Here is a 24,819-nt window from a genome sequence, read left to right as displayed (position 1 = left end):
TGCAGCACATGTGTAATCGGTTGCAGACATTCCGTGAAGGAATGTGTACGACTTTCGTCGCTATACTTTCCTTCTCCCCCGCAGCTGCCACAGGAACTACATGAGCATCGAACAGCTTGCCGAAACCGCCCAGGCCATGGTCGCCCCGGGCAAGGGCATCATCGCCATCGACGAATCGACCAGCACGATCGCCAAGCGTTTTGCCAGCGTCGGCATCGAGAACATCGAAGAAAACCGTCGCGCCTATCGCGAACTGCTGCTGACCACGCCCAAGCTGAGCGACTACATCTCCGGCGCCATCCTGTTCGACGAGACCATCCGTCAGAAGACCAAGGACGGCGTGCCGTTCGCCGAGTACATGACCGCTCACGGCATCATCCCGGGCATCAAGGTCGACAAGGGTGCGCAGCCGCTGGCCGGCATGCCGGGCGAGCTGGTCACCGAAGGCCTGGACGGCCTGCGCGCGCGCCTGGAGGAGTACTACACGCTGGGCGCACGCTTCGCCAAGTGGCGTGCGGTCATCAACATCGGCGAAGACATCCCGTCCGGCACCTGCATCGAGGCCAACTCGCACGCGCTGGCGCGTTACGCCGCACTGTGTCAGGAGCAGGGCCTGGTGCCGATGGTCGAGCCGGAAGTGATCATGGACGGCAACCACGACATCGAGACCTGCTACGAAGTCACCGAAGCCACGCTGCGTTCGCTGTTCGGCGCACTGTATGAGCAGAACGTCGTGCTCGAAGGCACCATCCTGAAGGCCTCGATGGTCATCTCCGGCAAAGGCTGCGAAGAGCAGGCCAGCGTGGAGGAAGTGGCCGAGTCCACCGTGATGTGCCTGAAGTCGACCGTACCGGCGATCCTGCCGGGCATCGTGTTCCTGTCCGGCGGCCAGACCGACGAGCAGTCCACCGCCCACCTCAACGAGATGCACCAGCTCGGCAACCTGCCGTGGCCGCTGAGCTTCTCGTATGGCCGTGCGATGCAGCAGGCTGCGCTGAAGCTGTGGGCCAAGGACATGACCGGCAACGTCGCCAAGGCGCAGCAGATCATCTATGAGCGCGCCAAGGAAAACGGCCTGGCCGCACTGGGCAAGTGGAAGGGTTGATCGCCGTGTCGGCCGCCTTGCGGCCGGATCGAACGTAGCAAAGAGAACGCCGGCAGCGATGCCGGCGTTCTTGTTTGCGTGGACCGCGCTGCGCCTGCGTACCTGCCAAAATGCAACGAGCGCCTCGCGGCGCTCGTCATCCCTACCTTCTGCATCGCGAGCGTCAGGCGGCAGCGGTTTCCTGCGCGGCCAGGGCTTGCTGGTAGGCCTTGAACGTCGCTTCGTTGTAGGCCACCAGCACGATGTGTTTGGGCACCTTGTGCGAGCGCTGCCAGTCGCGGGTTTCGGTCACGGCGATGCGTGCGGCCTGGTACAGCGGATAGCCGTAGATCCCGCAGCTGATGGCCGGGAACGCGATCGAGTGCAGCATCATCTGCTCGGCCAGTTTCAACGATTGCCAGTAGCAGTTGGCCAGTTGTTCCGGCTCGTTGTGCTTGCCATCGCGCCAGACCGGGCCGACGGTATGAAAGACATGCCGCGCCTTGAGGTCGAACCCGTCGGTGATGCGGATTTCGCCGGTGGGGCAGCGCACGCCCGGACGCACCTGCGGCAATGCTTCGCAGGCCTGCAGCAGGCGCGGGCCGGCTGCGCGATGGATGGCGCCATCCACGCCGCCACCGCCCAGCAGTGATTCGTTGGCGGCGTTGACGATGACGTCAACGTCGAGTTCGGTGATATCGCCTTGCCAGACTTCGATCTTCATAGCGCGATAATTATGGGATTTGCATGAGGAACGTGTGAGGGGGCGCGCGTCGCGGAACGGGCACGCTATCGCCCATTCATCTCACCCGCTGCGATTGCCGGAAACGGCTGGGACGGTTGCGCCAAGGGAGGCTTGAGAACACGCCGATGCGATCGATCGGCTCAATCGCCGACCAGCCGTATCACCGACGGTCGCGCACTACCGCCAGCGCCGAACTGGCGGCCGGATTCATTGCCCAGACACTCTTTTTTAAGCGGAATCGCATACCGCAGAAGGCCAGGAGCGATGCCTGGGTGGACCCACAAGCGCACAGGCCGCGCTATGGGCGCGGCCTGTGCGTGCAAGCCAACGACGTGATCGATCAGGGCAGACCGGCCAGCCAATCGTCGTCGGAACCTTCGTTGATGTCGGCAAACAGCGGCGTGGAGAAATAGCGCTCGCCGGTGTCGGGCAGCATCGCCAGCACCACTGCGCCGGGCGCCGCGCCTTCGGCCACGCGCAATGCGGTGGCGACGGTGGCGCCGCCGGAGATGCCGGTGAAGATGCCTTCTTCGGCGGCCAGGCGGCGCGCCACGGTGATCGCGTCGGTGTCTTCCACGCTCAGCACGTCGTGGGCGACCTCGCGGTTGAGCACTTCCGGCACGAAGTCCGGGGTCCAGCCCTGGATCTTGTGCGGCTTCCAGTCCTGGCCCTGCAACAGCGCAGCGCCAGCCGGCTCGGTGGCGGTGATCCGCACTTCCGGGCGGGCCACGCGCAGCACTTCACCCACGCCGGTGAGCGTGCCACCGGTGCCCCAGCCGGTGACGAAATGGTCCAGCCGGAGCCCGGCGAAGTCGCGCAGGATTTCCGCGGCGGTGGTGTTGCGGTGGTAGGCCGGATTGGCCGGGTTGGCGAACTGGCTGGCCAGGAACCAGCCATGCTGCTCGGCCAGCTCTTTGGCCTTGCGCACCATGCCGCTGCCGCGCTCGGCCGCCGGGGTCAGGATCACCTTGGCGCCATAGGCGCGCATCAGCTTGCGGCGTTCGATGGAGAAGGTTTCCACCATCGTGGCGACGAACTTGTAGCCGCGCGCGGCGGCCACCATCGCCAGCGCCACGCCGGTATTGCCGGAGGTGGCCTCGACGATGGTGTCGCCGGGCTTGAGCAGGCCGCGCTGTTCGGCATCGAGGATGATCGCCAGCGCCAGGCGGTCCTTGACCGAGCCGCCCGGATTGAACGACTCGACCTTGACGTACAAGGTCACGTGTTCCGGAGCGAGGCGATGGAGTTTGACCACCGGGGTACGGCCGATGGTGTCGAGGATGTTGTCGTACAGGGCCATGGGGTCTCCGTCGGAATCAGGCTGCGTGGGCGAGTGTGGGCGCGTCGGGCGTTGCGATGGGTGAGTGCGGGGACGGGGGCGCGCTCAACGGCGCGGCGCCGAACCAGTGCAGGCTGGCGGCCAGCCCGGCGACCTCGCCCAGGATCAGCAGGGCTGGCGCACGCACCGCGTGCTGCTGCGCGGTGGCGGCCAGGCCGGCGAGCGTGCCGGTGATCACGCGTTGCTGCGGGCGCGAGCCGTTTTCCACCAGCGCGAACGGGGTGGTCGGCGCGCGACCTGCCTGCAGCAGGCGCTGCTGGATGCTCTCCAGGCCGGCCACGCCCATGTAGAAGGCCAGGGTCTGGCGTTCCTGGCCAAGCGCCTGCCAGTCCAGTGTGTCCAGCGAATCCTTGCAGTGCGCGGTGATCAGCCGCAGCGATTGGGCATGGTCGCGATGGGTGAGCGGAATGCCGGCGTAGGCAGCGCAGGCGATCGCGGCGGTGATGCCGGGGATGACCTGGAAGCCGATGCCGTGCGCGCGCAGGAATTCCAGCTCTTCGCCGCCGCGACCGAACACGAATGGGTCGCCGCCCTTCAGCCGCACCACGCGGCGCCCGGCGCGCGCGTGCTCGCGCATCAGTGCGTGGATCTGTTCCTGGCGCGTGCTGTGGCCCTGGGCGGCCTTGCCGACTTCCACACGCAGGGCGTCGCGCCGGGCCAGTTGCAGGATCTGCGGGCTGACCAGGCGATCGTAGAGCAGCACATCGGCCTGGCGCAGCGCACGCAGGGCATGCCGGGTGAGCAGGCCGGGGTCGCCGGGGCCGGCACCGACCAGGGTCACGCTGCCGGGGGAAAGCTGGCCGACCCTGGTGCGGGGCGCCGACGACCGCGCAGGTTGGGTGTCCGAAGCGGCGGGCGTGGCGTCGTGGGTGAGCAGGCGCCGCGCGCTGGCCGCGGCGCGCAGCGCGTCGTTGAGGTCGGGCGCAGTGCTGGCGGCGATGGTGAGCCAGACCGGTTGATCGGGCAGGTCCAGCCAGGTCGGCTCGAACCGTCCCGCTAGCCAGCGCAGCCGCCCGGCCTGCGCCCAGGCGCGCAGCTGCGGGTTGAGTTCCGGTGCGCCCACCAGCGGCAGTGCGCCGGCCTGCAGTAGCGCGGCGGTGGCGTGCTCGGCCTCGGCGCCGCCGCCGATCACCAGGACGGCACGGCCACGCAGGTCGGCAAGAAGCGGGAACACAGAGGGCACGGACAGCGCATCGAGAGGGGAGGGCCAGACCGTAACGCCGGCATATAGCCGTCGGAAATGACTTCATACACCCTGAAAATAGCGTTCGGTTATAAGCTGGCCTGCAGAACTCCTCTACAGTCGAGTTCCTCGTGGCGCCTCGCGCTTTTTTGGATATAAGCCCATGACGCTGACCCAACTTCGTTATCTGGTCGCCATCGCCGATGCCGAGCTCAACATCACGCTTGCGGCCGCGCGCGTGCATGCGACCCAGCCCGGTCTGTCCAAGCAGCTCAAGCAGCTGGAGGACGAGCTGGGCTTTCTGCTGTTCGTGCGCAAGGGGCGCAGCCTGGATGCGGTGACACCGGCCGGCGTGGAAGTGATCGAGCGCGCGCGCTCGGTGCTGTCGGAAGCCAACAACATCCGCACCTATGCGGCCAACCAGCGCCGCGAGAGCCAGGGCCAGCTGACCCTGACCACCACCCATACCCAGGCGCGCTTCGTGCTGCCGCCGGCGGTGGCGCAGATCAAGCACGCCTATCCGCAGGTCAGCGTGCATCTGCAGCAGGCCGCCGAAAGCGCGGCGCTGGACCTGCTCAGCCAGGGCGATGCGGATATCGCGGTGGTCAGCACCGCCGGTGGCGAACCGAGCGCCGGCATCGCGGTGCCGCTGTATCGCTGGCGTCGGCTGGTGATCGTGCCGCGCGGCCATCCACTGGACCAGGCACGTGCCGCGCCGGACATGCAGGCCCTGTCTCAGCACCCGTTAATCAGCTACGAATCCTCCACGCGGCCCGGCTCCTCGCTGCAGCGCGCGTTCGCGCAGGTCGGGCTGGAGCCGAGCATCGCGCTGACCGCGCTGGATGCGGACCTGATCAAGACCTATGTGCGCGCCGGCCTCGGCGTTGGCCTGGTGGCGGAGATGGCGGTCAGCGCCAGCGACGAGGACCTGCGCGCCTGGCCGGCACCGGCGCCGATCGCCGAGTGCATCGCCTGGGCGGTGCTGCCGCGCGACCGCGTGCTACGCGACTACGCGTTGGACCTGGTGCATGTGCTGGCGCCGCAGATCGACAAGCGCGACCTGCGCCGCGTGCTGGACGGCAACCAGGCCCCGGCCTGGCCATTGCCGCCGACCTGGGAATCCTTGACCCAGACCATTACCAGCTGAACCGCCTGTCGAAGATTGCAGCGCGCATCGACCACGCTTGCTCACGACGTCTGCGGGGTTTGCGAGAGGGCTTCGTCACTGAGGGGGCTTGCGCGCGTACCGGCATGGGACACGCCGCAAGTACGTCCATGTAGGCTCTTATGCGGCATCCATGCCGCATAAGGTCCCACGCCGGCACGCGCGCAAGCACCACCGATTGGTGTCGATGGCTGCAGGAGAAGCGAAAGCATTGCTTGCCTATCAGCGGACATGAGGAGTGAAGGTGCCGCGCACGGCCATTCCCGCACCCACCTCTGCACGGTCTTGTGCGAATACTTCGGTCACTGAGAGGCGCTTGCGCGCGTACCGGCATGGGACACGCCGCAAGTACGTCCATGTAGGCTCTGGCGCGGCATCCATGCCGCTCAAGGTCCCACACCGGCACGCGCGCAAGCACCACCGGGTGTTGTCGGTGGCTGCAGGTAAAGCAGGGGCATTGCCTGCCAGTCAGCTGCGGTGACGAGTTGAGGCGTGATGCCGCGTCCGGTTGCGCCACCGCGCATCGATCGCCCCCGCAGGCGATGGCTGCCGGTGTCGGCTGCGGGCGCTTGCGCGCGTACCGGCATGGGACATGCCGCAAGTACGTCCATGTAGCAACTGTGCAACTGCATCATGCTGGCTGTCGGTGTTCGGAATCGATGGCGACAGTTCGTACACTGCGGTCTGCGTGCAGGGTGTGCCGACCCGGTTGACTGCACGCGCTCCCCGTTCGCCACTGTGAGGCGCTGAACCCGATGACCGAGCCCCTGCGTCCACCACTGAGCCGGCTGTGGTTACCCGATCAGGATGGCGGCATGGCGTTGCAGCTGTCGGCAAGCATCGAGGGACGCGAGCATGCGGTACTGACGGTATTGGCTGATGCCCGGGACGAGTCGCTCTGGGTGGCAGTGCAGGCCGATGGCGCCCAGGTGCAGATTCCGCTGGCGGTGTTGCGCCAGTTGCTGGAGGTTGCGGCAGACGAGGTGCATTCGGCGGACTGGTTCGCACGCCAGGATGCGGCCGATTCGGAGGATTGAGACGGTCGACGATGATCGGCGAAAGCCATCGCAATGCTGCGCCGCAGCGCCCGCTTTCCGGAAAAACCATCGTGTTATCAATGGCCTGGCCAAACGCCTGCGCTGACTGGAATGCATGCTGTCAGTGATTCTCCCTACAGGTGTCAGGGTGGCCGCGGCGGTGTGGTCTGGCCGTATCAAGTTGGGCGCTGCGCTGTCGTAATTCCTTGTAGCAACCATGACGCGACACTCTCGAACGTCCAGGGGTGGACGGCGCGGGACCGGCGATGCGGTACATCGCATGGCCGGTCTGTTTGTCGGTGTCGTCAAGCGGTTGCCAGCGCTGTCGCAGCACCGTTGCGCGAGGCTGCGCACGGGAGCGACCGGCGCACCCGGGTCCCTGGGGAGAGACCTGGCGTGCTTGGCGGCGGAGTCGGGTCGGGAGCCCGGGTCCGCCTTTTTTTTGCGCTATCGACCGGAGCGTGCCGGTCTGCGCAGCGCTGGCAAGCCAGCGCTATCTGCTGCGCGGTGGCGGCGGTCTGGCGCGGCGCTGCCGAGCGCCGTTGTCAGGCCAGCGGGATGCTTACCGAAAAACAGGTGCCGCCGCTTGGGCGGGGGCGCACATCCACTTCGCAGCCCAGGGTTTCGGCGGTGCGGTGCACGATCCACAGGCCGATGCCCAGCCCGTCGCTGCGCGGGTCGGCCTGGCGGAAGGCCTGGAACACCTGTTCGGGGTGGTCCAGGTTCAGGCCGATGCCGCTGTCGATGATTTCCACCACCGCATGGCCGGGGCGACGCCGGACGCCGACCAACACGCGCCCGCGTTCGGTGTACTTGACCGCATTGCCGATCAGGTTGCCGAGCAAGGTGGTCAGCAGCGTGGGATGGCTGCGCACGCGTAGCGAGGTGGGTACATGGCGCAAGGCCAGGCACTTGTCGATTGCCGGTTGCCGCCACACGCCCAGCACCGCATGCAGTACATCTTCCAGTGCCAGCGGCTGCAGATCCGGCGAGGCGGTCTCGCTGGCGGCGGCCAGGGTGGCCAGCTCGTCGAGGTTGCGTGCCACCAGATTGATCGCATCGCGCGCGGTGACCAGGGTCGGGATGGAATCGACGTTGGCATGCCGGCGCATCTTGTCGATGGCATAGGCGGCGGTACGCAATGGGGTCTTCAGGTCATGCCCGGCGATGGCCATCAGGCGACTGCGGTAGCGGTCGGATTCTTCGGCCACCTGCAGCGCGCGGCGCAGCTCCAGCTGCGCCATGGTCTGGCGCGCCAGTGCGCGCAGCGCATCGACCTGTTCGTCGCTGAGTTGGCGCGGCTGCCGGTCGAGCACGCAGACCGTGCCCAGCGGGAGGCCTTCGCTGGTCTTGAGCACCGCACCGGCATAGAAATGCAGCGGTGCCTCGCCGGTCACCAGCGGATTGCGTGCGAAGCGCACATCCTGGCGAGTGTCCGGCACCACCAGCACGTCGCTGTCCAGCAACGCATGCGCACACATCGACTTGAACAGCGGTGTTTCGCGCTCGCCCATGCCGATTTCGCTCTTGAACCACTGCCGGTCGGCATCCACCAGGCTGATCAGCGCGATCGGGGTCTGGCAGATGATCGAGGCCAGCCTGGTGATGTCTTCGAACGCGGCCTCGCGCGGCGTGTCGAGAATGCCGTAGCTGCGCAGCGCCTGCAGGCGCAATGCCTCGCTCGGCGGCTTGGCAGCGCAGGGAAGGGGCTCGGCCGCTTGATCGGACAGGACGGTGCTCATGCGCGCGCAGGATGACTGGAGTGATGTACAAGCATAGGGCATGCCAGGGCCGGCCACGTAGGCGCTGTCATGTCCACTGCCGGAACTGTGACTACCGGCCTCGACAACCGCCGTGCATGGCCTTCCACGGTTGCCCCTGTGTGTCGGCGCGGTTCGGGGGCGGGCGTGGACTCCGCCATCGGCCCTTGTGGTGGGCAGGGTGAGCGGTGCCGGCGGGTGCGACATGCGGTCGCGCACCGGCCGCCACCATCGCCCCCGCGGCATGTGGCGGCTTACACTCGCGCAATGCCCTCGCTCCGTCGCCACCCCTGCCTGCATCTGCTTGCCTGTCTGGCAGTGCTGCTGATGCTGGTGGCGCCGCTGATCAGCCGCTGGAGCCAGGCGCCGTCGGTCGAGCCGATGTGCATGAGCGGTCCGGTGCTGGACGCGGGCGGTTCGCTGCATGCGGATCATCAGGCCCTGCCGGCACAGGCACCCGCGCATCAGCATCACCTCGCTGCATCGACAGGCAAGCCGCACACCGGCGAACACGCCACCACCCACGGCGAAGCCTGCGATTACTGCGTGCTGGCCGCGCGCCTGCTGCCGTGGCTGGCGCTGTTGGTGTTGTGCCTGCTGCACCGGCTGCCGGCGCCAGCGCCGGTGCACCGGCCCGCACGCGCAGTAGCGATGGTGCGTTGGGCCGCACTCGGGGCACGTGGGCCGCCGCTGCACGCGTGAGTCTGGCCCCATTGCGGGCGTCCGCTGCGGTGGAGCGATTGCGTGCTTGATCGTCTGGCACGCCTGCACGCAGCTGCACGGACGCCCCGTCTTCCTGAAGTGATGCCTGTGCCCGCCGTCATGCCGCGGCGCACGGCGGTGTTGCCGTGCCGGCACGGCAAAGGGGTGGTCATGTGGTTGCGATTATTGAAAACGCTGTGGTGCGCGCCATCGCTGGCGCTGGTGTGTGGGTCTGCCTGCGATGCGCAGGCGCAGGATGCGGCATTGACCCTGGGCAAGGTGCAGGTGAACGCGCAGCCGCAGCGCAGCCCGAGCGTGGCACGCGTGCTGAGTTCGGTGGATGTGATCGGAGGCGAGCTGCTGCATGATCAGCATGTCGACTACAGCTGGGAGCTGCTGATGCGCGCGCCCGGCGTGCAGGTCACCCAGTTCCGCATGGGCACCGACGCGGGGCGGTTCTCGTTCCGCGGCTTCAATGGCGAGGGGCGGATCAATGCGGTGAAGTTGCTGATCGACGGCATCCCCAGCAACGACAACGCCGGCGGCATGCCGTATCTGGATGCCGTATTCCCGCAGGACATCAGCGCGATCGAGATCGTGCGCGGTACCAACGATGCGCGCTACGGTCTGCATGCGATCGCCGGCAGTGTGGATGTGCTGACCCGTACCGGCGGCAACGATGGCCGGCTGAGCCTGACGGCCGGCAGTTTCGGTGCGCGCGAGGTGCAGCTGGGCAAGGGTTTCGAACAGGGCGCGTGGAGCCAGAACTATGTGCTGGCCTGGCGCGACTCCGATGGCTATCGCGAGCATGCCGACGCGCGCAAACGCAGCGTGGCCGGCAAGTGGTTCTATACCGACCCCGATGGCGCATTCCGTGCCGGGCTCACCACGCGGTACTACGACAATCATGCGCTGGAGGCGGGTTATCTGGATGCAGCCACCGCGCGTGCGGCGCCACGCAGTTCGCCGGGCTATGCGCAGGAAGACCGCAGCGAACGCCAGCTGCGGCAGACCGCGTTGCATGCGGACGGCACACTGGGTGCCGCTGCGCAGTGGAACGCCAAGGCCTACCAGAACGACTACCGCAATCGGCGTTGGGTGCGCTTTTCCGCCGCCGGCCTGCAGCAGGAACGCGATACCGACGAAACCCACCGCGGCCTGCTGTTGCGCGGCAACTGGCAGCCGGATTGGGGCGCGCTGGCGGCCAATCTTGAAGCCGGCGTGGACGCGCAATGGCAGGACAATCAGTCGCAGCGTTACCGCACCGTGGCACGGGTGCGGGGTGCGCAACTGCGTGACTGGGAGTACACCCTGCGCACGCGCGGCGCCTATGTGCAGGCGGTGCTGACGCCGATCGAGCGGCTGCAGCTGGTGCCCGGCTATCGCATCGACCGCGTCGCCGGGCAGCTGCACGATGTGCGTGCCGGTATTTACGCACCGACTTACGACTACGGCACCATCAAGCAGCCCAAGTTCAGTGCCAGCTACCGGTTGGCCGGGCAGAGCAGCGCGTACGCCAACTGGGGGCGGACGTTCCAGATCGGCAGCGGCGATGGTGCGTACCGGCGCCAGCCCGGCAATCTGGGCCCGTCGATCAACGACGGTTGGGAAGCAGGCTTCAAGTTCGCGCCATCGGCGGTGATGGACGGCCGCCTGGCGTATTGGGAGCAACGCGCCTCCGGCGAGGTGGCCACCATTCTGGGCGTCAATGGCGTGGCCGGTGCCGGCGATGTGGCCAATGTCGGGCGCACGCTGCGCCGCGGCTGGGATGCGCAACTGAATCTGCAGCCGGCCGAACACTGGCGGGCCTGGATGTCGTATGCGCGGCAAAAGGCCAGCATCGCCACGCCCGACCCGAGTGCGCCGGCCACGCGCGGCAAGGAGATCGAGAACGTGCCGCACTGGCTGGCCACCGCCGGGTTGGAGTGGCAGCTCACTGCGGCCGTGCAGCTGAGCGCCTGGGGCAATGCGCAGGGCGATTATTATCTGGAGCGCAGCAATACGCTGGGCCGCACCGGTGGTTACGCCCTGCTCAATCTGGGCGCGCGCTGGAATGTGGATGCGCGCAATGCGCTCAGCCTGCAGCTGCGCAATGTCACCGATCGCGCCTACGTCTACGCGTGGTACGACACAGGCAGTTCCGGCTATTCGCCGGGTGATGGACGTGCGCTGTCGCTGTCGTGGGACTGGAGCTTCTGATGCGCGCGATCATGGTCGATGACAGCGTCACCGAACCGCGCCGGGATGGCCGCTGGCGCTTCTATCGCGCGGTGTGGCGCTGGCATTTCTATGCCGGCTTGCTGGTGTTGCCCTTCATCGTCTGGCTGGCGCTGACCGGTGCGGCGTTTCTGTACCAGGATGCGATCGACCGCAGCGTGCACCACGGCTTGAAGGTCGTGCCGGTAGGCGAGGTGCGGGCGCCAGCGCAACGCCTGGTCGATGCGGCGCAGCGCAGGTATGGCGGCACCCTGTTTCGTTACACCACGCCCAGCCGCGCCGATGCCAGCGCCGAGATCGGACTGGTCGATACGCACGGTGCGCGGCAGGTGGTGTATGTCGACCCCTACCGCGCACGCGTGCTTGGCACGCTGCCCGAGCATGGCACCCTGGCCTGGACGATTCGCCGGCTGCACAGTCTCGCCCTGGTCGGGCCGTTCGCGCGCGGGTTGATCGAAATGGCAGCCGGCTGGGCGATCGTGCTGGTGCTCACCGGCGTGTATCTGTGGTGGCCGCGCGGGCGCCGCGGTGGGGTGGCCAGCGTACGCGGCAAGCCCGCGCAACGGCTGTTCTGGCGCGATCTGCATGCGGTCACCGGCGCGGGCGTCGGTGCGGTGTTGCTGTTCCTGGCACTGACCGGGATGCCATGGTCGTGGCTGTGGGGCGCGCAGGTCAATCGCTGGGTCAACGGGCAGGACTTCGGCTACCCGGCCGGTCTGCGGGTGCAGCAGCCGATGTCGCAACAGCGCTTGTCCGAGACGACCGATCCGGCGTGGTCGTTGCGCCAGGCGCGCGTGCCGGAATCTGTGGTGCCTGGGCGTGGAGCCGTGGGGGTGGATGAGGGTCTGCATGACGGGCGGGCGGGTGTGATGCTGGCGGATGCGGACCACTCGGACCACTCGGACCACTCGGACCACGCGGACCACGCGGACCACGCGGAACACGCGGAACACGCGGAACACGCGGAACACGCGGAACAGCCAAGCCCGTCAGAACACGCGGTGCAGTCGGAACATGCCGACCACGGTGGCACCGGCCATGTCGCAGCGCCGGGTCGCGGTGCAATCGGGCTGGATGCGGCGATGGCGCGCTTCGACGCACTCGGCATCGTGCCGGGCTACAGCGTCTCGCCGCCGCATGGTGCCACCGGCGTGTACACCGCTTCGGTGTATCCGGCTGACCTGCAGCACCAGCGCGTGATCCATCTGGATCAGTACAGCGGCGCGGTGCTGCTGGACATGCGTTATCGCGATTACGGGCCGGCCGGACGCGCGCTGGAATGGGGCATCAACGTGCATCTGGGCCAGCAATACGGCACGGCCAATCAGCTGATCCTGTTGCTGGCGTGCGCGGCGATCGTGCTGCTGTGCATGAGCGCGGCGGTGATGTGGTGGAAGCGTCGCCCGGTCGGCGGCCTGGGCGTGCCGCCATTGCCGGCAGATCCGCGCACGCTGCGCGGTCTGCTGGTGCTGCTGGCGATCTGCGGGCTGATCTTCCCGCTGGTCGGGGTGTCGTTGGTGCTGATGTGGTTGCTGGATCGCTACTGGATGCAGCGCAACCAGGCGCGCGTTCCCGCGCCATGAGCACGTGCGCGTCACCTCAATGCACCGCGGACTCGCCGAGGCAGGGACGCGCTCGGCGGTGGGTGCATCGGCAAACTCGACGCATGGTGGTGCATGCAAGCTTCGTAACGAGCGCGCGATGCGTCGTGCTCAGATGTCCTCGTGGATGCCGCACTCGCGCTTCAGCCCGAAGAAGCGCGTGTCTTCTTCGCGCATGCCCGGTTCCCAGCGGCGCGTGGTGTGGAAGTCGCCGATGGACACGTAGCCTTGTTCCCACAGCGGGTGATACGGCAGGTCGTGCGCCTGCAGGTACTGCCACACGTCGCGGTCGGTCCAGTCGGCAATCGGGCTGACCTTGTAGCGCTCGCCGCGCTTTTGCACGATCGGCGTCTGTGCACGTCCGCCGGACTGGCTGCGGCGCAGGCCGGTGAACCAGGTGCCCACGTTGAGCTCGTCCAAGGCGCGGCGCATCGGCTCGACCTTGCGCAGGTTGTTGTACTGGTCGATGCCGACCATGCCCTGTTCCCACAGGCGGCCGTGGCGCGCCTCCATCCAGGCACGGCTGACCAGCGGGCGGTAGACCTTGAGATTGAGCTTGAGTCGGTCGGCCAGCGCGTCGGCAAACCGGTAGGTTTCCGGAAACAGGTAGCCGGTATCGACCAGGATCACCGGAATGTCCGGGCGCTGCCGGGTGAGCAGGTGCAAGGTGACCGCCGACTGCGCGCCAAAACTGGACGACAGCGCCGCCTCCTGCGGGCCGTGCTGCAGTGCCCAGGCCACGCGCTCGTCGGCGTGCAGGCCTTCCAGCTGCGCGTTGAGCGCGTCCAGGTCGTCCAGCGCGGATGCAGTGATCGATGCAGCGGGCAGCGCGGTCATGCGAGCAGTTCCAGGTCGAGGTGACGGTGTGTGGGATAGGGCGGCAGCGCGATCAGGCCGCTGCGGTGCAGGAAGTCGCCGAAGCCTTCGTCGCCGGCCTGGTCGCGTTCGGCCGCATAACGCGCCAGCAGCGGCTCGAGCGCGGCGAGGATGTCCGCTTCGGTGATGTTTTCGCGGTACAGCGTGTTCAGGCGCTGGCCGCGGCGATCGCCGCCCAGCATCAGGTTGTAGCGGCCCGGTGCCTTGCCCACCAGCGCGATCTCGGCCAGATACGGGCGCGAGCAGCCATTCGGGCAGCCGGACAAGCGCAGCACGATCGGGGTGTCGGCCAGTCCGTGCTGTTCCAGCACCGGCTGCAACGCCGCGCTGAAGTCGGGCAGGTAGCGTTCGGCCTCGGCCATCGCCAGGCCGCAGGTCGGCAGCGCCACGCAGGCCATTGCGCCGCGTGCCAGCGCGGTGGGCGCGCGATTGCCGGCATCCAGGCCGTACTGGGCGACCAGGGCATCGATGCGTGCGCGCTCGCTGGCCAGCACCCCGGCGATGACCAGGTTCTGGTTGGGCGTCATGCGGAACTGGCCGACGTTCAATTGCGCAATCGCCCGCAGGCCGCTCAGATGTGCGGCGGTGTCGGTATCGGCGATGCGCCCGGCCGGCAAGGCCAGGGTCAGATGCGACAGGCCGTCGTCGCCCTCGACCCAGCCGTAGCGGTCACCGTTGTGCTCGAACGCGAAAGGCCTGGCAGGTTGCAGCGCAACGCCGGCACGGCGTTCGATCTCGGCCACGATGGTGTCCAGGCCATGATCGTCGATGGTGTACTTGAAGCGCGCGCGCTTGCGCACCGCACGGTTGCCGAAGTCGCGCTGGGTGGTGACCACGGCGGTGGCCACCTCCAGCAACTGGTCGCGGGTGACAAACCCGATGACATTGGCCACGCGCGGCCAGGTTTCCGCATCGCCGTGGCTGGCGCCCATGCCGCCGCCGATGCTGACGTTGTAGCCGAGCAACTCGCCCTCGCGCAGGATCGCGATGAAGCCCAGGTCGTTGGCGAACACGTCCACATCGTTGAGCGGCGGCGCGGCGAAACCGATCTTGAACTTGCGCGGCAGATAACGGTCGCCGTAGATCGGCTCTTCTTCGCTGCCGGAGCCGGACACGCGCTCTTCGTCCAGCCAGATCTCGTAATACGCCCGGGTATTGGGCAACAGATGCTCGGACACCCGCGCGGCATCGGCATACAGCGTGGCATGCGCCTGCGACAGCAGTGGATTGGCGGCGACCTGCACGTTGCGATTGACATCGCCGCAGGCGGCCAGCGTGTCGATCAAGGTGGCATTGATCGCCTGCATGGTCGCCTTGAGTTCGCGCTTGATCACGCCATGGAACTGGAACGCCTGGCGCGTGGTGATGCGCAGCGAATGATTGGCGTACCGCGTGGCGATGTCATCCAGCGCCAGCCATTGCGTGGGCGAGATCACCCCACCCGGCGTACGCGTGCGGATCATGAACTGATACGCCGGTTCGAGCTTTTGCCGACGCCGTTCATCGCGGATATCGCGATCGTCCTGCTGGTAGCTGCCGTGGTACTTGATCAGGGTCTGATCGTCCTCGCGCAACGCCCCGGTCACCGCATCGGCCAGGCTCTGTTCCAGCGACCCGCGCAGACGGCGACTTTCGGATTTGATGTCTTCGACGGAATGGGTCATGGGAATCGGGAGTCGGGAATGGGGAATCGTAAGAAGCGGCTTGGTCTGCCGGGAGAATTCAGTTGCGGGCTGTACCGATTCCCGATTCCCCACTCCCGATTCCCGGCCCTAATAGACATCGCGCGCATACCGCCCCTCCACCTGCAGCTGGGTGAGATACGCCGCGGCGGCTTCCGCATCCAGGGCGCCGTGGGTGGCGACGATGTCGAGCAGGGCGGCGTGCACATCCTTGCCCATGCCGATGGCGCCGCAGACGTACAGGTGCGCGCCGCCCTGCAGCCAGGCATAGACCTCGGCGCCGCGCGCGCGCAGGCGATGCTGCACGTAGATCTTTTCCGCCTGGTCGCGCGAGAACGCGACTTCCAGCGCGTGCAGTTCGCCGCGCTGCAAGGCCTGCTGCCATTCGGCCTGATAGAGGAAATCGGTATTGAAATGCTGGGCGCCGAAGAACAGCCAGTTGCGGCCCTTGGCGCCGGTTTCGGCGCGTTCCTGCACGAAGCCACGGAACGGCGCCACGCCGGTGCCCGGGCCGATCATCAGGATGTCGCGATCGGTATCGGCCGGCACCCGGAAGCGCTCGTTCGGCTCGATATAGACCGGCGCGGTGTCGCCTTCGCGCAGTGCGGCAAGAAAGCCGCTGGCCGAGCCCAGGTGCGCATGCCCGTGCGCCTGGTAGGTGAGTTCGTCCACCACCAGGTGCACTTCCTCGCCCACGCGCTTGCGGCTGGAGGCGATCGAGTACAGGCGCGGGGTGAGCGGACGCAGCGCGGCCAGCAGGCCGGCATGGTCCCAATCCGCCGGCCAGCGTCGCAGCACGTCGATCAGCTGGTGATCGGCGAGTAGTGACGCCAGGCCGGCGGTCTGGGTCGGGGTGAGCAGCGCCTGCAGCTCGTCGGCGCGTGCACGCTCGGCATGGGCGGCCAGCAGCGGCCGCGACAGCTTGGTCAGTTCGCGCCGGGTGGCCAGCCACTCGTGCAAGGCCAGCGTCTCCTCGCCGACGGTGACCGCGGCATGACCATCCAGGCGCAGCGTCTGCAGCACCGCCTCCACCAGCGCGGGCGGATTGCGATGGCGGATACCCAGCGCATCGCCGGGCTCGTAGCTCAGCCCGCTGCCTTCCAGCGAGAATTCCAGATGGCGCACGCGCTTGCTCGGCAAGGCGTACACACGGAACTGCGGGCCCTTGAAATCGCGTCCGCTGATGATCTGGTTGGCCAGCAATTCGGCGGGGAAAGGTTGCTGATGCGACCACGCCGGCGCGGCCGCGCTGCTGCGCAATGGCGTGATGGTGGCCGATGGCGGGCCGCTCTTGAGCTGTTCGCGTGCGTGCTTGAGCGCTTGTGCGCGCCAGGGCGCAGCGACGCTGTCGATATCCAGATCGGCTTCGCCGCGTGGCTGCACGCGGCTGCCGCCAAGTTCGGCCAGACGGTCGTCGATGCGGCGGGCGATGCCGCAGAATTCCGCGTAACTGGAATCGCCCAGGCCCAGCACCGCGTATTTGAGCTCGGGCAGCTTGGGCGCGCGGCGGCTGGCCAGGAATTCCACCAGGCCGATCGCATCGTCCGGCGGGTCGCCCTCGCCCTGGGTGCTGATGACCACGTAGAGCAGCCGTTCGCTGGCCAGCTCGCGGGTGGGGTACTGGTCGGCGCGCAGCAGGCGCACGCTCAGGCCGGCGGCTTCGGCCTCGGCTACCAGCTGCTCGGCTTCCCGGCGGGCATTGCCGGTCTGGCTGCCGTACAGCACGGTCAGGCGCTGGCTCTCCTGCGCCGGCGCATGCGGTTGGCCGCCCGGCAGCACCGCCAGCGAGCGCGGCGGCTGGCCCTGCGCCAGGCCGGCGGTATAGCCGGACAGCCACCACAGCGACGCGGCATCCAGGCCGTCGACCAACCGTTCCAGCAGCGCCTTGCGCTCGTCGGGCAAGGGGCTGGGCGGTAGCGCGGAACTGGCGGCGGTCATTCGGATCCAGGGCGGTTGATGAGACCAGCGATGTTAGGGATGCGTTGCCGCGGCCAGAAAGGATGAGCCGTTATCGCGTTATGCCGGCCGCTTATTTGGGTGCGGGCGGCCGGCGCCACACACTGCGGCGCCTTGCCCTACCATCGGCTGGTCTGCCCCGCCGACGCCCACGACACCCCGATGACCCTGTTGCCCCTGTCACACCTGGATCGGCTCGAGGCCGAAAGCATCCATATCCTGCGCGAGGTCGCCGCCGAATTCCGGGCCCCGGTGATGCTGTATTCGGTAGGCAAGGACAGCTCGGTGCTGCTGCACCTGCTGCTCAAGGCCTTTGCGCCGTCGCCGCCACCGATTCCGTTGCTGCATGTGGACACGCGCTGGAAGTTCGGCGAGATGATCGCCTTCCGCGACCGCCGCGCGGCCGAGACCGGCGTGGACCTGCGCGTGCACATCAATCCCGACGGCATCGCCCAGGACGTCGGCCCGATCAGCCACGGTGCGGCGGTACATACCGACATCATGAAGACCCAGGGCCTGAAGCAGGCGCTGGAGCAGGGCGGTTTCGATGCGGCGATCGGCGGGGCGCGCCGCGACGAGGAGAAATCGCGCGCCAAGGAGCGCGTGTTCTCGTTCCGCAACGCGCGGCATCGCTGGGACCCCAAGAATCAGCGCCCCGAGTTGTGGAACCTGTACAACGCGCGCACCAGGCCCGGCGAAAGCGTGCGGGTGTTTCCGCTGTCCAACTGGACCGAGCTGGATATCTGGCTGTACATCTACCGCGAGGCGATCCCGGTGGTGCCGCTGTATTTCGCCGCGCCGCGCCCGGTGGTGGAGCGCGACGGCGCCTGGATCATGGTGGACGACGACCGCCTGCCGTTGCACCCGGGCGAGACGCCGCAACTGCGCTCGGTGCGCTTCCGCACGCTGGGTTGCTATCCGCTGACCGGCGCGATCGAATCGACCGCAGACACGCTGGAAGCGGTGATCGCCGAAATGCTGGTCAGCACCAGCTCCGAACGCCAGGGCCGCATGATCGACCATGCGCCCGGTGCGTCGATGGAGCAGAAGAAGCTTGAGGGGTATTTTTGATGGGCAGGGAATCGGGATTGGGGATTGGGGATTCGCAACAGCAGTTTGCTGCAGACGTTACGACGGAGGAGGACGCCTTTGCGATTCCCGATTCCCGAATCCCGATTCCCGGCGCCATCGGCGCCTACCTGCATCAACACGAATCCAAGCCGCTGCTGCGCTTCATCACCTGCGGCAGCGTGGACGATGGCAAGAGCACGCTGATCGGGCGGTTGCTGTACGACAGCAAGCGCCTGTTCGACGATCAGCTTGCCGCGCTGCAGAGCGATAGCCGCCGGCATGGCACGCAGGGCGAAGGGATCGACTATGCGTTGTTGATGGACGGGCTGGCCGCCGAGCGCGAGCAGGGCATCACCATCGACGTGGCGTATCGCTATTTCGATACCGACCGGCGCAAGTTCATCGTCGCCGACTGCCCCGGGCACGAGCAGTACACGCGCAACATGGCCACCGGTGCCTCCACCGCCGATGTGGCGGTGGTGCTGGTGGATGCGCGCAAGGGGCTGCTGGCGCAGACGCGCCGGCACAGCTACATCGTGTCGTTGCTGGGTATCGGCCACGTGGTGCTGGCGGTCAACAAGATGGACTTGGTGGACTACGACGCACAGGTGTTTTCCGACATCGTCGAGGGCTATCGCGCGCTGGCCGCGCAGTTGGGCATTGCCGATGTGCAATGCATTCCGTTGTCGGCACTGGCTGGCGACAACCTGTCCAGCCCATCGACGCGGATGCCCTGGTACCGCGGCCCGCATCTGCTGCAGCATCTCGACACCGTGCACGTGCAGACGCCGGAAGCCGGCAGCGGCTTCCGGCTGCCGGTGCAGTGGGTCAATCGTCCCCACCAGCACTTTCGTGGCTATGCCGGCACCATCGCGGCCGGGCAGGTGCGGGTGGGCGATGCCGTGGTGGTGGTGCCGTCCGGCCGCCGCACGCAGGTGGCCTCGGTGCTGGATGCCAACGGCGAGGTGGACAGCGCACGCGCCGGCCAGGCGGTCACGTTGACCTTGCGCGAGGAGATCGACATCAGCCGCGGCGACATCATCGCCGCCGTCGACGACCCGCCGGAAGTGGCCGACCAGTTCGCCGCGCATCTGCTGTGGATGGACGATGCCGCCTTGCTGCCGGGCCGCCCGTACTGGCTCAAGATCGGTACGCGTAACGTCACCGCGAGCATCAGCGAGATCAAGCACAAGGTCGACGTGAACACGCAGGAGCGGCTGGCCGCCAAGCGGCTGGAGCTCAATGAGGTGGGCTACTGCAATCTGGCACTGGATGAGCCGATCGCGTTCTCGCCGTATGCGCGCAACCGCGTGCTGGGCGGCTTCATCCTGATCGACCGGCAGAGCAATGCCACCGTGGCGGCCGGCACGCTGGAGTTCGCGCTGCGCCGCGCCGGCAACGTGCACTGGCAGCATCTGGATGTGGATCGCGCCGCGCGTGCGCGCATCAAGGGCCAGGCGCCGCGCGTGCTGTGGTTCACCGGCTTGTCGGGCGCGGGCAAATCCACGGTCGCCAACCTGGTCGACAAGCGCCTACATGCGCTGGGCTATCACACCTTCATCCTGGACGGCGACAACGTGCGACACGGGCTCAACCGCGATCTGGGCTTCACCGACGAAGACCGGGTGGAAAACATCCGCCGCGTGGCCGAGGTGGCGCGGCTGATGGCCGATGCCGGCCTGATCGTGCTGGTGAGCTTCATCTCGCCGTTCCGTGCCGAGCGGCAACTGGCGCGCGAGCGGTTCGACGACGGGGAATTTGTCGAGGTATTCGTGGACGTGCCGCTGGCGGTTGCCGAGGCGCGCGATGTGAAGGGGCTGTACCGCAAGGCACGGGCCGGGCAGATTCCCAACTTCACCGGCATCGATTCGCCCTACGAGGCACCGGAGGCGCCGGAGATCCATCTTCACGCCGATGGTGAGAACGTGGAGGCGCTGGCGCGCCATGTGCTCGAGTTCCTCGACTTGGAACGCTGACCAGCGCATCGCGCCGACGACAGCAAGGGTCTTTGGTCATGGTGCAAAGCACGCCCTTTCTGTCAACTCCATGGCGGCTAGGTCGTTAAACTTTCGACGTACCCCGCCAGGATGTTCTGATGCTTGTTCGACCCAGCGCGCGTTTCGGCGCAGCGCTCTTGTTGGCCGTCACGCTGGCCGGTTGCAGCCGTCAGGCCGCCGCGCCGGCCGCCGCCAAACCCATCCCGGTCTCTGTGCAGGCGGTGACCACCCAGCCCTGGAACTCGACCGTGCAGTCGATCGCCACCGTGCGTGCGCGCGAATCGGTGGCGCTGACCGCGGCAGTGAGCGATGTGGTGGAGCAGGTCAACTTCGACAGTGGCGACGAGGTCAAGGCCGGGCAGCTGCTGCTGCGGCTGCGCGGCAACTCGCAGCAGGCGGCGCTGACCGCGGCCCAGGCCACCTTCGAGGAAACCGACCAGCTATACCGGCGCCAGTTGAGCCTGGTTGGCCAGCAACTGGTGGCCAAGTCCACCGTCGATACGCAACGCGCGCTGCGCGATGCCGCGCAGGCGCGCGTGCAGCAGATGCGCGCGGAGATCACCGACCGCGAGGTGCGTGCGCCGTTCTCCGGCGTGCTCGGCATCCGCCAGATCAGCCCGGGCTCGTTGATCACTTCCAGCACGGTGATCGCCACGCTGGACGATGTGGCGCGCATGTACGTGGACTTCCAGGTGCCGGAATCGCAGTTCGGGCTGGTGCAGCTCGGCAATACCGTCAACGGCACCGCGGCGGCGTACCCGGGCCAGCAGTTCGAGGGCGTGGTGGCGGCGATCGATTCGCGTATCGACGAGACCACCCGTTCGGTTACGGTGCGGGCGGATTTCCCCAACGGCGATCGCCGGCTGCGCCCGGGCATGTTGCTGGATGTGCGGCTGTTCCAGCCGGCGCGGCAGGCGGTGGTGATCCCGGAGATTGCGGTGGTGCAGGTGGGGCGCGAGTCCTACGTGTTCCGGGTCAAGCCCGACAGCAGCGTGGAGCGCGCCGACGTGCGCCTGGGCGAGCGCCGCGACGGCAAGGTGGAAATTCTCGACGGGGTCAAGGCCGGTGAGCGCATCGTGGTGGACGGCACCGGCAAGCTGCGTCCGGGGCTGAAGGTGGTCGACCAGGCCGCGCCCGTGCCCGCATCGACACCGGCAGCGGCGCGCCCGCAGGCAGCCCGATGAAACTTTCCGACCTGTCCATTACCCGCCCGGTGATGGCGGTGGTGATGAGCCTGCTGCTGATCGTGCTGGGGGTGATGTCGTTCACCCGGCTCACCTTGCGCGAATTGCCGGCGATCGACCCGCCGATCGTGTCGGTGGATGTGGAATACACCGGCGCGTCGGCGGCGGTTGTGGAAAGCCGCATCACCCAGGTGCTGGAAGACGCGCTGGCCGGCATCGAAGGCATCGAGACCATCGAGGCGCGCAGCCGCAATGGCTCGTCCGACATCAGTATCGAATTCGTGCAGTCGCGCGATGTGGAAGCGGCCGCCAACGACGTGCGCGATGCGGTCAGCCGCGTCTCCGATCGCATGCCCGACCAGGCGCGCCCGCCGGAGATTTCCAAGGTCGAGGCCGACGCCGATCCCATCCTGTGGCTCAACATGAGCTCCAGCACGATGGACACGCTGCAGCTGTCCGACTACGCCGAGCGCTACGTAGTGGACCGTTTCTCCAGCCTGGACGGCGTGGCGCAGGTGCGTATCGGCGGGCGCCAGCGCTATGCGATGCGCATCTGGCTGGACCGCGATCAACTGGCCGCGCGCGAACTCACCGTGGCCGATGTGGAAGCGGCGCTGCAGAACGAGAACGTGGAGCTGCCGGCCGGCAGCATCGAATCGGCGCAGCGCGATTTCACCTTGCGCGTGGAGCGCAGCTATCTCAAGCCCGAGGACTTTGCCAAGCTGCCGCTCAGCAAGGGCGAGGGCGGCTATGTGGTGCGCCTGGGCGACGTGGCCAGGGTCGAGCTGACCTCGGCCGAGCGCCGCGCCTACTTCCAGAGCAATGGCGTGCCCAATGTGGGCCTGGGCATCGTGCGCAATTCCACCGCCAACGCGCTGGACGTTGCGCGCGAGGCGCGCGCGCAGGCCGACGAGGTACAGAAGTCGCTGCCGCAGGGCACCAACATCTTCGTCGCCTTCGACACCACGACGTTTATCGACGCGGCGGTGGAGCGCGTGTACCACACGCTGATCGAAGCGGTGGTGCTGGTGCTGGTGGTGATCTGGGTGTTCCTGGGCAGTGCACGCGCGGCGCTGATTCCGGCGGTGACGGTGCCGGTGTGTCTGATCGCCGCGTTCATCGCGCTGTACGCGTTCGATTTTTCGATCAACCTGCTGACCTTGCTCGCGCTGGTGCTGTGTATCGGCCTGGTGGTGGACGATGCGATCGTGGTGGTGGAAAACATCCAGCGCCGCATCGACCTGGGCGAGCCGCCGCTGGTGGCTGCCAGGCGCGGTACCGGGCAGGTTGCCTTCGCGGTGATTGCCACCACCGCGGTGCTGGTGGCGGTGTTCCTGCCGGTGGGCTTTCTGGAGGGCAATACCGGGCGCCTGTTCCGCGAGCTGGCGGTGGCATTGGCAGCGGCGGTGGCGATCTCGGCCTTCGTGGCGCTGACGCTGACGCCGATGATGTCGTCCAAGCTGTTGCGCTCGCATGGGCAGGCCAAACCCAATCGCTTCCATCGCTGGTTCGATGGCCGCATGCAGGCGGTGTCCGGCGCGTACGGGCGCTCGCTGGAGCGGCATGTGCATCGCACCTGGATCTTCGCGCTGCTGATGCTGTTGGCGCTGGGCGCCAGCGCGTGGTTGATGGGCCGGATTCCCTCCGAGCTGGCCCCGGCCGAAGACCGCGGCAATTTCCAGATCATGATCGACGGGCCCGAGGGCGCTGGCTTCGATTACACCGTGGGGCAGATGCATCAGGTCGAGGCGATCCTCGGCCCTTACGTGGGCCCGGACAAGCCGATCGTGCGCGCCAACCCGCGCGTGCCCGGCGGCTTCGGCAGCAGCGAGGAAATGCATACCGGCCGGGTCAGCGTGTTCCTGCAGGACTGGGAGCAACGCACGCGCCCGACCACCGAAGTGGCCGACGAACTGCAGCAGAAACTCAATGTGCTCAGCGGCGTGCGTGCACGCACGCAGGTGAGCGGCGGCCTGGTGCGCAGCCGCGGGCAGCCGTTCCAGCTGGTGCTGGGCGGGCCGGATTATGCGGAGATCGCGCAGTGGCGCGATCGCATCCTGCAGCGCATGGAAGCCAATCCTGGCCTGGTCGGCCCGGACTCGGACTACAAGGAAACCCGCCCGCAGATGCGCGTGAACATCGACCGCCTGCGTGCGGCCGACCTGGGCGTGCCGGTCACTGCGATCGGTGGCGCGCTGGAAGCGATGATGGGCTCGCGCCGCGTCACCACGTTCGTGGACAACGGCGAGGAGTACGACGTGATGCTGCAGGCCGGGCGCGAGGGCCGCATGGCGCCGGAAGACCTCACCGCCATCCGCGTGCGCTCCACGCGTGGCGAGCTGATTCCGCTGTCCAACCTGGTCACGCTCAGCGAAGTGGCCGAGGCCGGTACCCTCAATCGCTTCAACCGCCTGCGTGCGATCACCATCAGTGCCGGCCTGGCGCCGGGCTATCCGCTCGGCGAGGCCATTGCCTGGGCGCAGCAGGCCGCGCGCGAGGAACTGCCCGAGTACGCGCAGGTGGACTGGAAGGGCGAATCGCGCGAGTACCAGCAATCCGGCAGTGCGGTGCTGCTGACCTTCGGCATGGCCCTGCTGGTGGTGTACCTGGTGCTGGCCGCGCAGTTCGAGAGCTTCGCCCATCCGCTGGTGATCATGCTCACCGTACCGCTGGCAGTGCTCGGCGCGCTGGTTGGCCTGTGGCTCACCGGCGGCACGCTCAACCTGTTCAGCCAGATCGGCATCGTGATGCTGGTGGGCCTGGCGGCCAAGAACGGCATCCTGATCGTGGAATTCGCCAATCAGTTGCGCGACGAAGGCCGCAGCGTGCACGCGGCGATCGTGGAATCGGCATCGGTGCGCCTGCGTCCGATCCTGATGACCTCGATCGCCACCGTGGTCGGCGCGATTCCGCTGGTGGTGGCCGGTGGGCCCGGCTCGGCCAGCCGCGCCACGATCGGCGTGGTGGTGATCTTCGGCGTGTCGCTGTCCACGTTGCTGTCGCTGTACGTGGTGCCGGCGTTCTACAGCCTGATCGCGCCATTCACCAAGTCGCCCGAAGCGGTGGCGCGCGAGCTGGAAACCCTGGAGGCGCAGACGCCGTCTGTAGGCGGGCACGCCTGAGCACGGCAGGCTGCTGACGGGCCGCAGTGCCATGCCCGTGCCTGCCGTGTGGGTGTCTGCGCAGCCGCCGCGTCGTTGCGCAATGACTAAGGTCACAT

At 67.5% G+C, this 24,819-nt stretch carries 17 protein-coding genes; 10 read left to right on the top strand and 7 right to left on the bottom strand.

Annotated elements, in window-relative coordinates:
- The first annotated feature begins 100 nt into the window (after window positions 1–100).
- Window positions 101–1,105, top strand: coding sequence for a class I fructose-bisphosphate aldolase (locus H7A86_RS15785; protein WP_104583694.1), 1,005 nt, complete (start codon window positions 101–103; stop codon window positions 1,103–1,105).
- Window positions 1,106–1,268: 163 nt separating this feature from the next.
- Here H7A86_RS15785 and H7A86_RS15780 read toward each other — a convergent pair whose 3' ends face one another.
- The 3 genes from H7A86_RS15780 to cobA form a co-directional block, all read right to left on the bottom strand.
- Entirely contained in the window at window positions 1,269–1,808 is a 540-nt protein-coding gene (locus H7A86_RS15780) for an O-acetyl-ADP-ribose deacetylase (protein ID WP_024938170.1), read from the bottom strand.
- A gap of 361 nt (window positions 1,809–2,169) precedes the next feature.
- Complete coding sequence (gene cysK / locus H7A86_RS15775) at window positions 2,170–3,129, bottom strand: cysteine synthase A (RefSeq protein ID WP_104583693.1); 960 nt, start codon at window positions 3,127–3,129, stop codon at window positions 2,170–2,172.
- 16 nt (window positions 3,130–3,145) lie between these two features.
- Window positions 3,146–4,351, bottom strand: coding sequence for a uroporphyrinogen-III C-methyltransferase (cobA, locus tag H7A86_RS15770; RefSeq protein WP_119131048.1), 1,206 nt, complete (start codon window positions 4,349–4,351; stop codon window positions 3,146–3,148).
- Between the two features lie 163 nt (window positions 4,352–4,514).
- Between cobA and H7A86_RS15765 the strand changes: the two genes are divergently transcribed.
- Together H7A86_RS15765 and H7A86_RS15760 are read left to right on the top strand one after the other, a co-directional pair.
- Complete coding sequence (locus tag H7A86_RS15765) at window positions 4,515–5,498, top strand: LysR family transcriptional regulator (RefSeq protein WP_104583691.1); 984 nt, start codon at window positions 4,515–4,517, stop codon at window positions 5,496–5,498.
- Window positions 5,499–6,271: 773 nt separating this feature from the next.
- Window positions 6,272–6,553 carry a hypothetical protein gene (locus H7A86_RS15760; protein WP_119131050.1) on the top strand — a complete coding sequence of 94 codons (282 nt, stop codon included), beginning with the start codon at window positions 6,272–6,274 and terminating at the stop codon, window positions 6,551–6,553.
- Window positions 6,554–7,098: 545 nt separating this feature from the next.
- Here H7A86_RS15760 and H7A86_RS15755 read toward each other — a convergent pair.
- The gene (locus H7A86_RS15755; protein WP_119131051.1) at window positions 7,099–8,295 is read right to left on the bottom strand and encodes a GAF domain-containing sensor histidine kinase; all 1,197 of its coding nucleotides are present in this window, start codon (window positions 8,293–8,295) and stop codon (window positions 7,099–7,101) included.
- 285 nt (window positions 8,296–8,580) lie between these two features.
- Here H7A86_RS15755 and H7A86_RS15750 point away from each other — a divergent pair, with 285 nt between their 5' ends.
- From H7A86_RS15750 to H7A86_RS15740, 3 genes are all read left to right on the top strand, one after another.
- Entirely contained in the window at window positions 8,581–9,015 is a 435-nt protein-coding gene (locus H7A86_RS15750) for a DUF2946 family protein (protein WP_119131052.1), read from the top strand.
- 195 nt (window positions 9,016–9,210) lie between these two features.
- On the top strand, window positions 9,211–11,214 hold the full coding sequence (locus H7A86_RS15745) for a TonB-dependent receptor (protein ID WP_180708161.1): 2,004 nt from the start codon (window positions 9,211–9,213) through the stop codon (window positions 11,212–11,214).
- Entirely contained in the window at window positions 11,214–12,815 is a 1,602-nt protein-coding gene (locus H7A86_RS15740; RefSeq protein ID WP_119131485.1) for a PepSY-associated TM helix domain-containing protein, read from the top strand. Before H7A86_RS15745 ends, H7A86_RS15740 begins: the two co-directional genes overlap by 1 nt.
- Window positions 12,816–12,944: 129 nt before the next feature.
- Here H7A86_RS15740 and H7A86_RS15735 read toward each other — a convergent pair whose 3' ends face one another.
- From H7A86_RS15735 to H7A86_RS15725, 3 genes are all read right to left on the bottom strand, one after another.
- Window positions 12,945–13,670 (bottom strand): phosphoadenylyl-sulfate reductase, encoded by a 726-nt coding sequence (locus H7A86_RS15735; RefSeq protein WP_104583686.1) that lies wholly within the window; start codon window positions 13,668–13,670, stop codon window positions 12,945–12,947.
- Window positions 13,667–15,373, bottom strand: a complete 1,707-nt coding sequence (cysI, locus tag H7A86_RS15730; RefSeq protein WP_104648894.1) for an assimilatory sulfite reductase (NADPH) hemoprotein subunit — start codon at window positions 15,371–15,373, stop codon at window positions 13,667–13,669. The genes H7A86_RS15735 and cysI overlap by 4 nt, the downstream gene beginning before the upstream one ends.
- A 108-nt stretch (window positions 15,374–15,481) precedes the next feature.
- Window positions 15,482–17,329, bottom strand: a complete 1,848-nt coding sequence (locus tag H7A86_RS15725; RefSeq protein ID WP_119131053.1) for an assimilatory sulfite reductase (NADPH) flavoprotein subunit — start codon at window positions 17,327–17,329, stop codon at window positions 15,482–15,484.
- A gap of 180 nt (window positions 17,330–17,509) precedes the next feature.
- Here H7A86_RS15725 and cysD point away from each other — a divergent pair, with 180 nt between their 5' ends.
- The 4 genes from cysD to H7A86_RS15705 all read left to right on the top strand — a co-directional run bounded on the left by cysD (window position 17,510) and on the right by H7A86_RS15705 (window position 24,721).
- Window positions 17,510–18,418 (top strand): sulfate adenylyltransferase subunit CysD, encoded by a 909-nt coding sequence (cysD, locus tag H7A86_RS15720; protein WP_104583683.1) that lies wholly within the window; start codon window positions 17,510–17,512, stop codon window positions 18,416–18,418.
- A complete protein-coding gene (cysN, locus tag H7A86_RS15715; protein ID WP_119131054.1) occupies window positions 18,418–20,394 on the top strand; it encodes a sulfate adenylyltransferase subunit CysN in 1,977 nt (658 codons plus the stop codon). Before cysD ends, cysN begins: the two co-directional genes overlap by 1 nt.
- A 119-nt stretch (window positions 20,395–20,513) precedes the next feature.
- On the top strand, window positions 20,514–21,599 hold the full coding sequence (locus H7A86_RS15710; protein WP_119131055.1) for an efflux RND transporter periplasmic adaptor subunit: 1,086 nt from the start codon (window positions 20,514–20,516) through the stop codon (window positions 21,597–21,599).
- A complete protein-coding gene (locus H7A86_RS15705; RefSeq protein WP_119131056.1) occupies window positions 21,596–24,721 on the top strand; it encodes an efflux RND transporter permease subunit in 3,126 nt (1,041 codons plus the stop codon). Before H7A86_RS15710 ends, H7A86_RS15705 begins: the two co-directional genes overlap by 4 nt.
- Window positions 24,722–24,819: the final 98 nt, after the last annotated feature.

The sequence above is a fragment of the Xanthomonas euroxanthea genome, from assembly GCF_903989455.1.
Classification (GTDB): domain Bacteria; phylum Pseudomonadota; class Gammaproteobacteria; order Xanthomonadales; family Xanthomonadaceae; genus Xanthomonas; species Xanthomonas euroxanthea.
The sequence above is the reverse complement of the archived record's forward strand: the minus strand, read 5'-3'. Positions and strand labels throughout refer to the sequence as shown.

Coding starts and splice junctions, on each gene's coding strand:
- H7A86_RS15755 (WP_119131051.1), bottom strand. CDS start 8,295: ATGAGCACCGTCCTGTCCGATCAAGCGGCCGAGCCCCTTCCCTGCGCT.
- H7A86_RS15760 (WP_119131050.1), top strand. CDS start 6,272: ATGACCGAGCCCCTGCGTCCACCACTGAGCCGGCTGTGGTTACCCGAT.
- H7A86_RS15710 (WP_119131055.1), top strand. CDS start 20,514: ATGCTTGTTCGACCCAGCGCGCGTTTCGGCGCAGCGCTCTTGTTGGCC.
- H7A86_RS15735 (WP_104583686.1), bottom strand. CDS start 13,670: ATGACCGCGCTGCCCGCTGCATCGATCACTGCATCCGCGCTGGACGAC.
- H7A86_RS15740 (WP_119131485.1), top strand. CDS start 11,214: ATGCGCGCGATCATGGTCGATGACAGCGTCACCGAACCGCGCCGGGAT.
- cysI (WP_104648894.1), bottom strand. CDS start 15,373: ATGACCCATTCCGTCGAAGACATCAAATCCGAAAGTCGCCGTCTGCGC.
- cysN (WP_119131054.1), top strand. CDS start 18,418: ATGGGCAGGGAATCGGGATTGGGGATTGGGGATTCGCAACAGCAGTTT.
- H7A86_RS15785 (WP_104583694.1), top strand. CDS start 101: ATGAGCATCGAACAGCTTGCCGAAACCGCCCAGGCCATGGTCGCCCCG.
- cysK (WP_104583693.1), bottom strand. CDS start 3,129: ATGGCCCTGTACGACAACATCCTCGACACCATCGGCCGTACCCCGGTG.
- H7A86_RS15780 (WP_024938170.1), bottom strand. CDS start 1,808: ATGAAGATCGAAGTCTGGCAAGGCGATATCACCGAACTCGACGTTGAC.
- H7A86_RS15725 (WP_119131053.1), bottom strand. CDS start 17,329: ATGACCGCCGCCAGTTCCGCGCTACCGCCCAGCCCCTTGCCCGACGAG.
- H7A86_RS15765 (WP_104583691.1), top strand. CDS start 4,515: ATGACGCTGACCCAACTTCGTTATCTGGTCGCCATCGCCGATGCCGAG.
- H7A86_RS15705 (WP_119131056.1), top strand. CDS start 21,596: ATGAAACTTTCCGACCTGTCCATTACCCGCCCGGTGATGGCGGTGGTG.
- cysD (WP_104583683.1), top strand. CDS start 17,510: ATGACCCTGTTGCCCCTGTCACACCTGGATCGGCTCGAGGCCGAAAGC.
- H7A86_RS15750 (WP_119131052.1), top strand. CDS start 8,581: ATGCCCTCGCTCCGTCGCCACCCCTGCCTGCATCTGCTTGCCTGTCTG.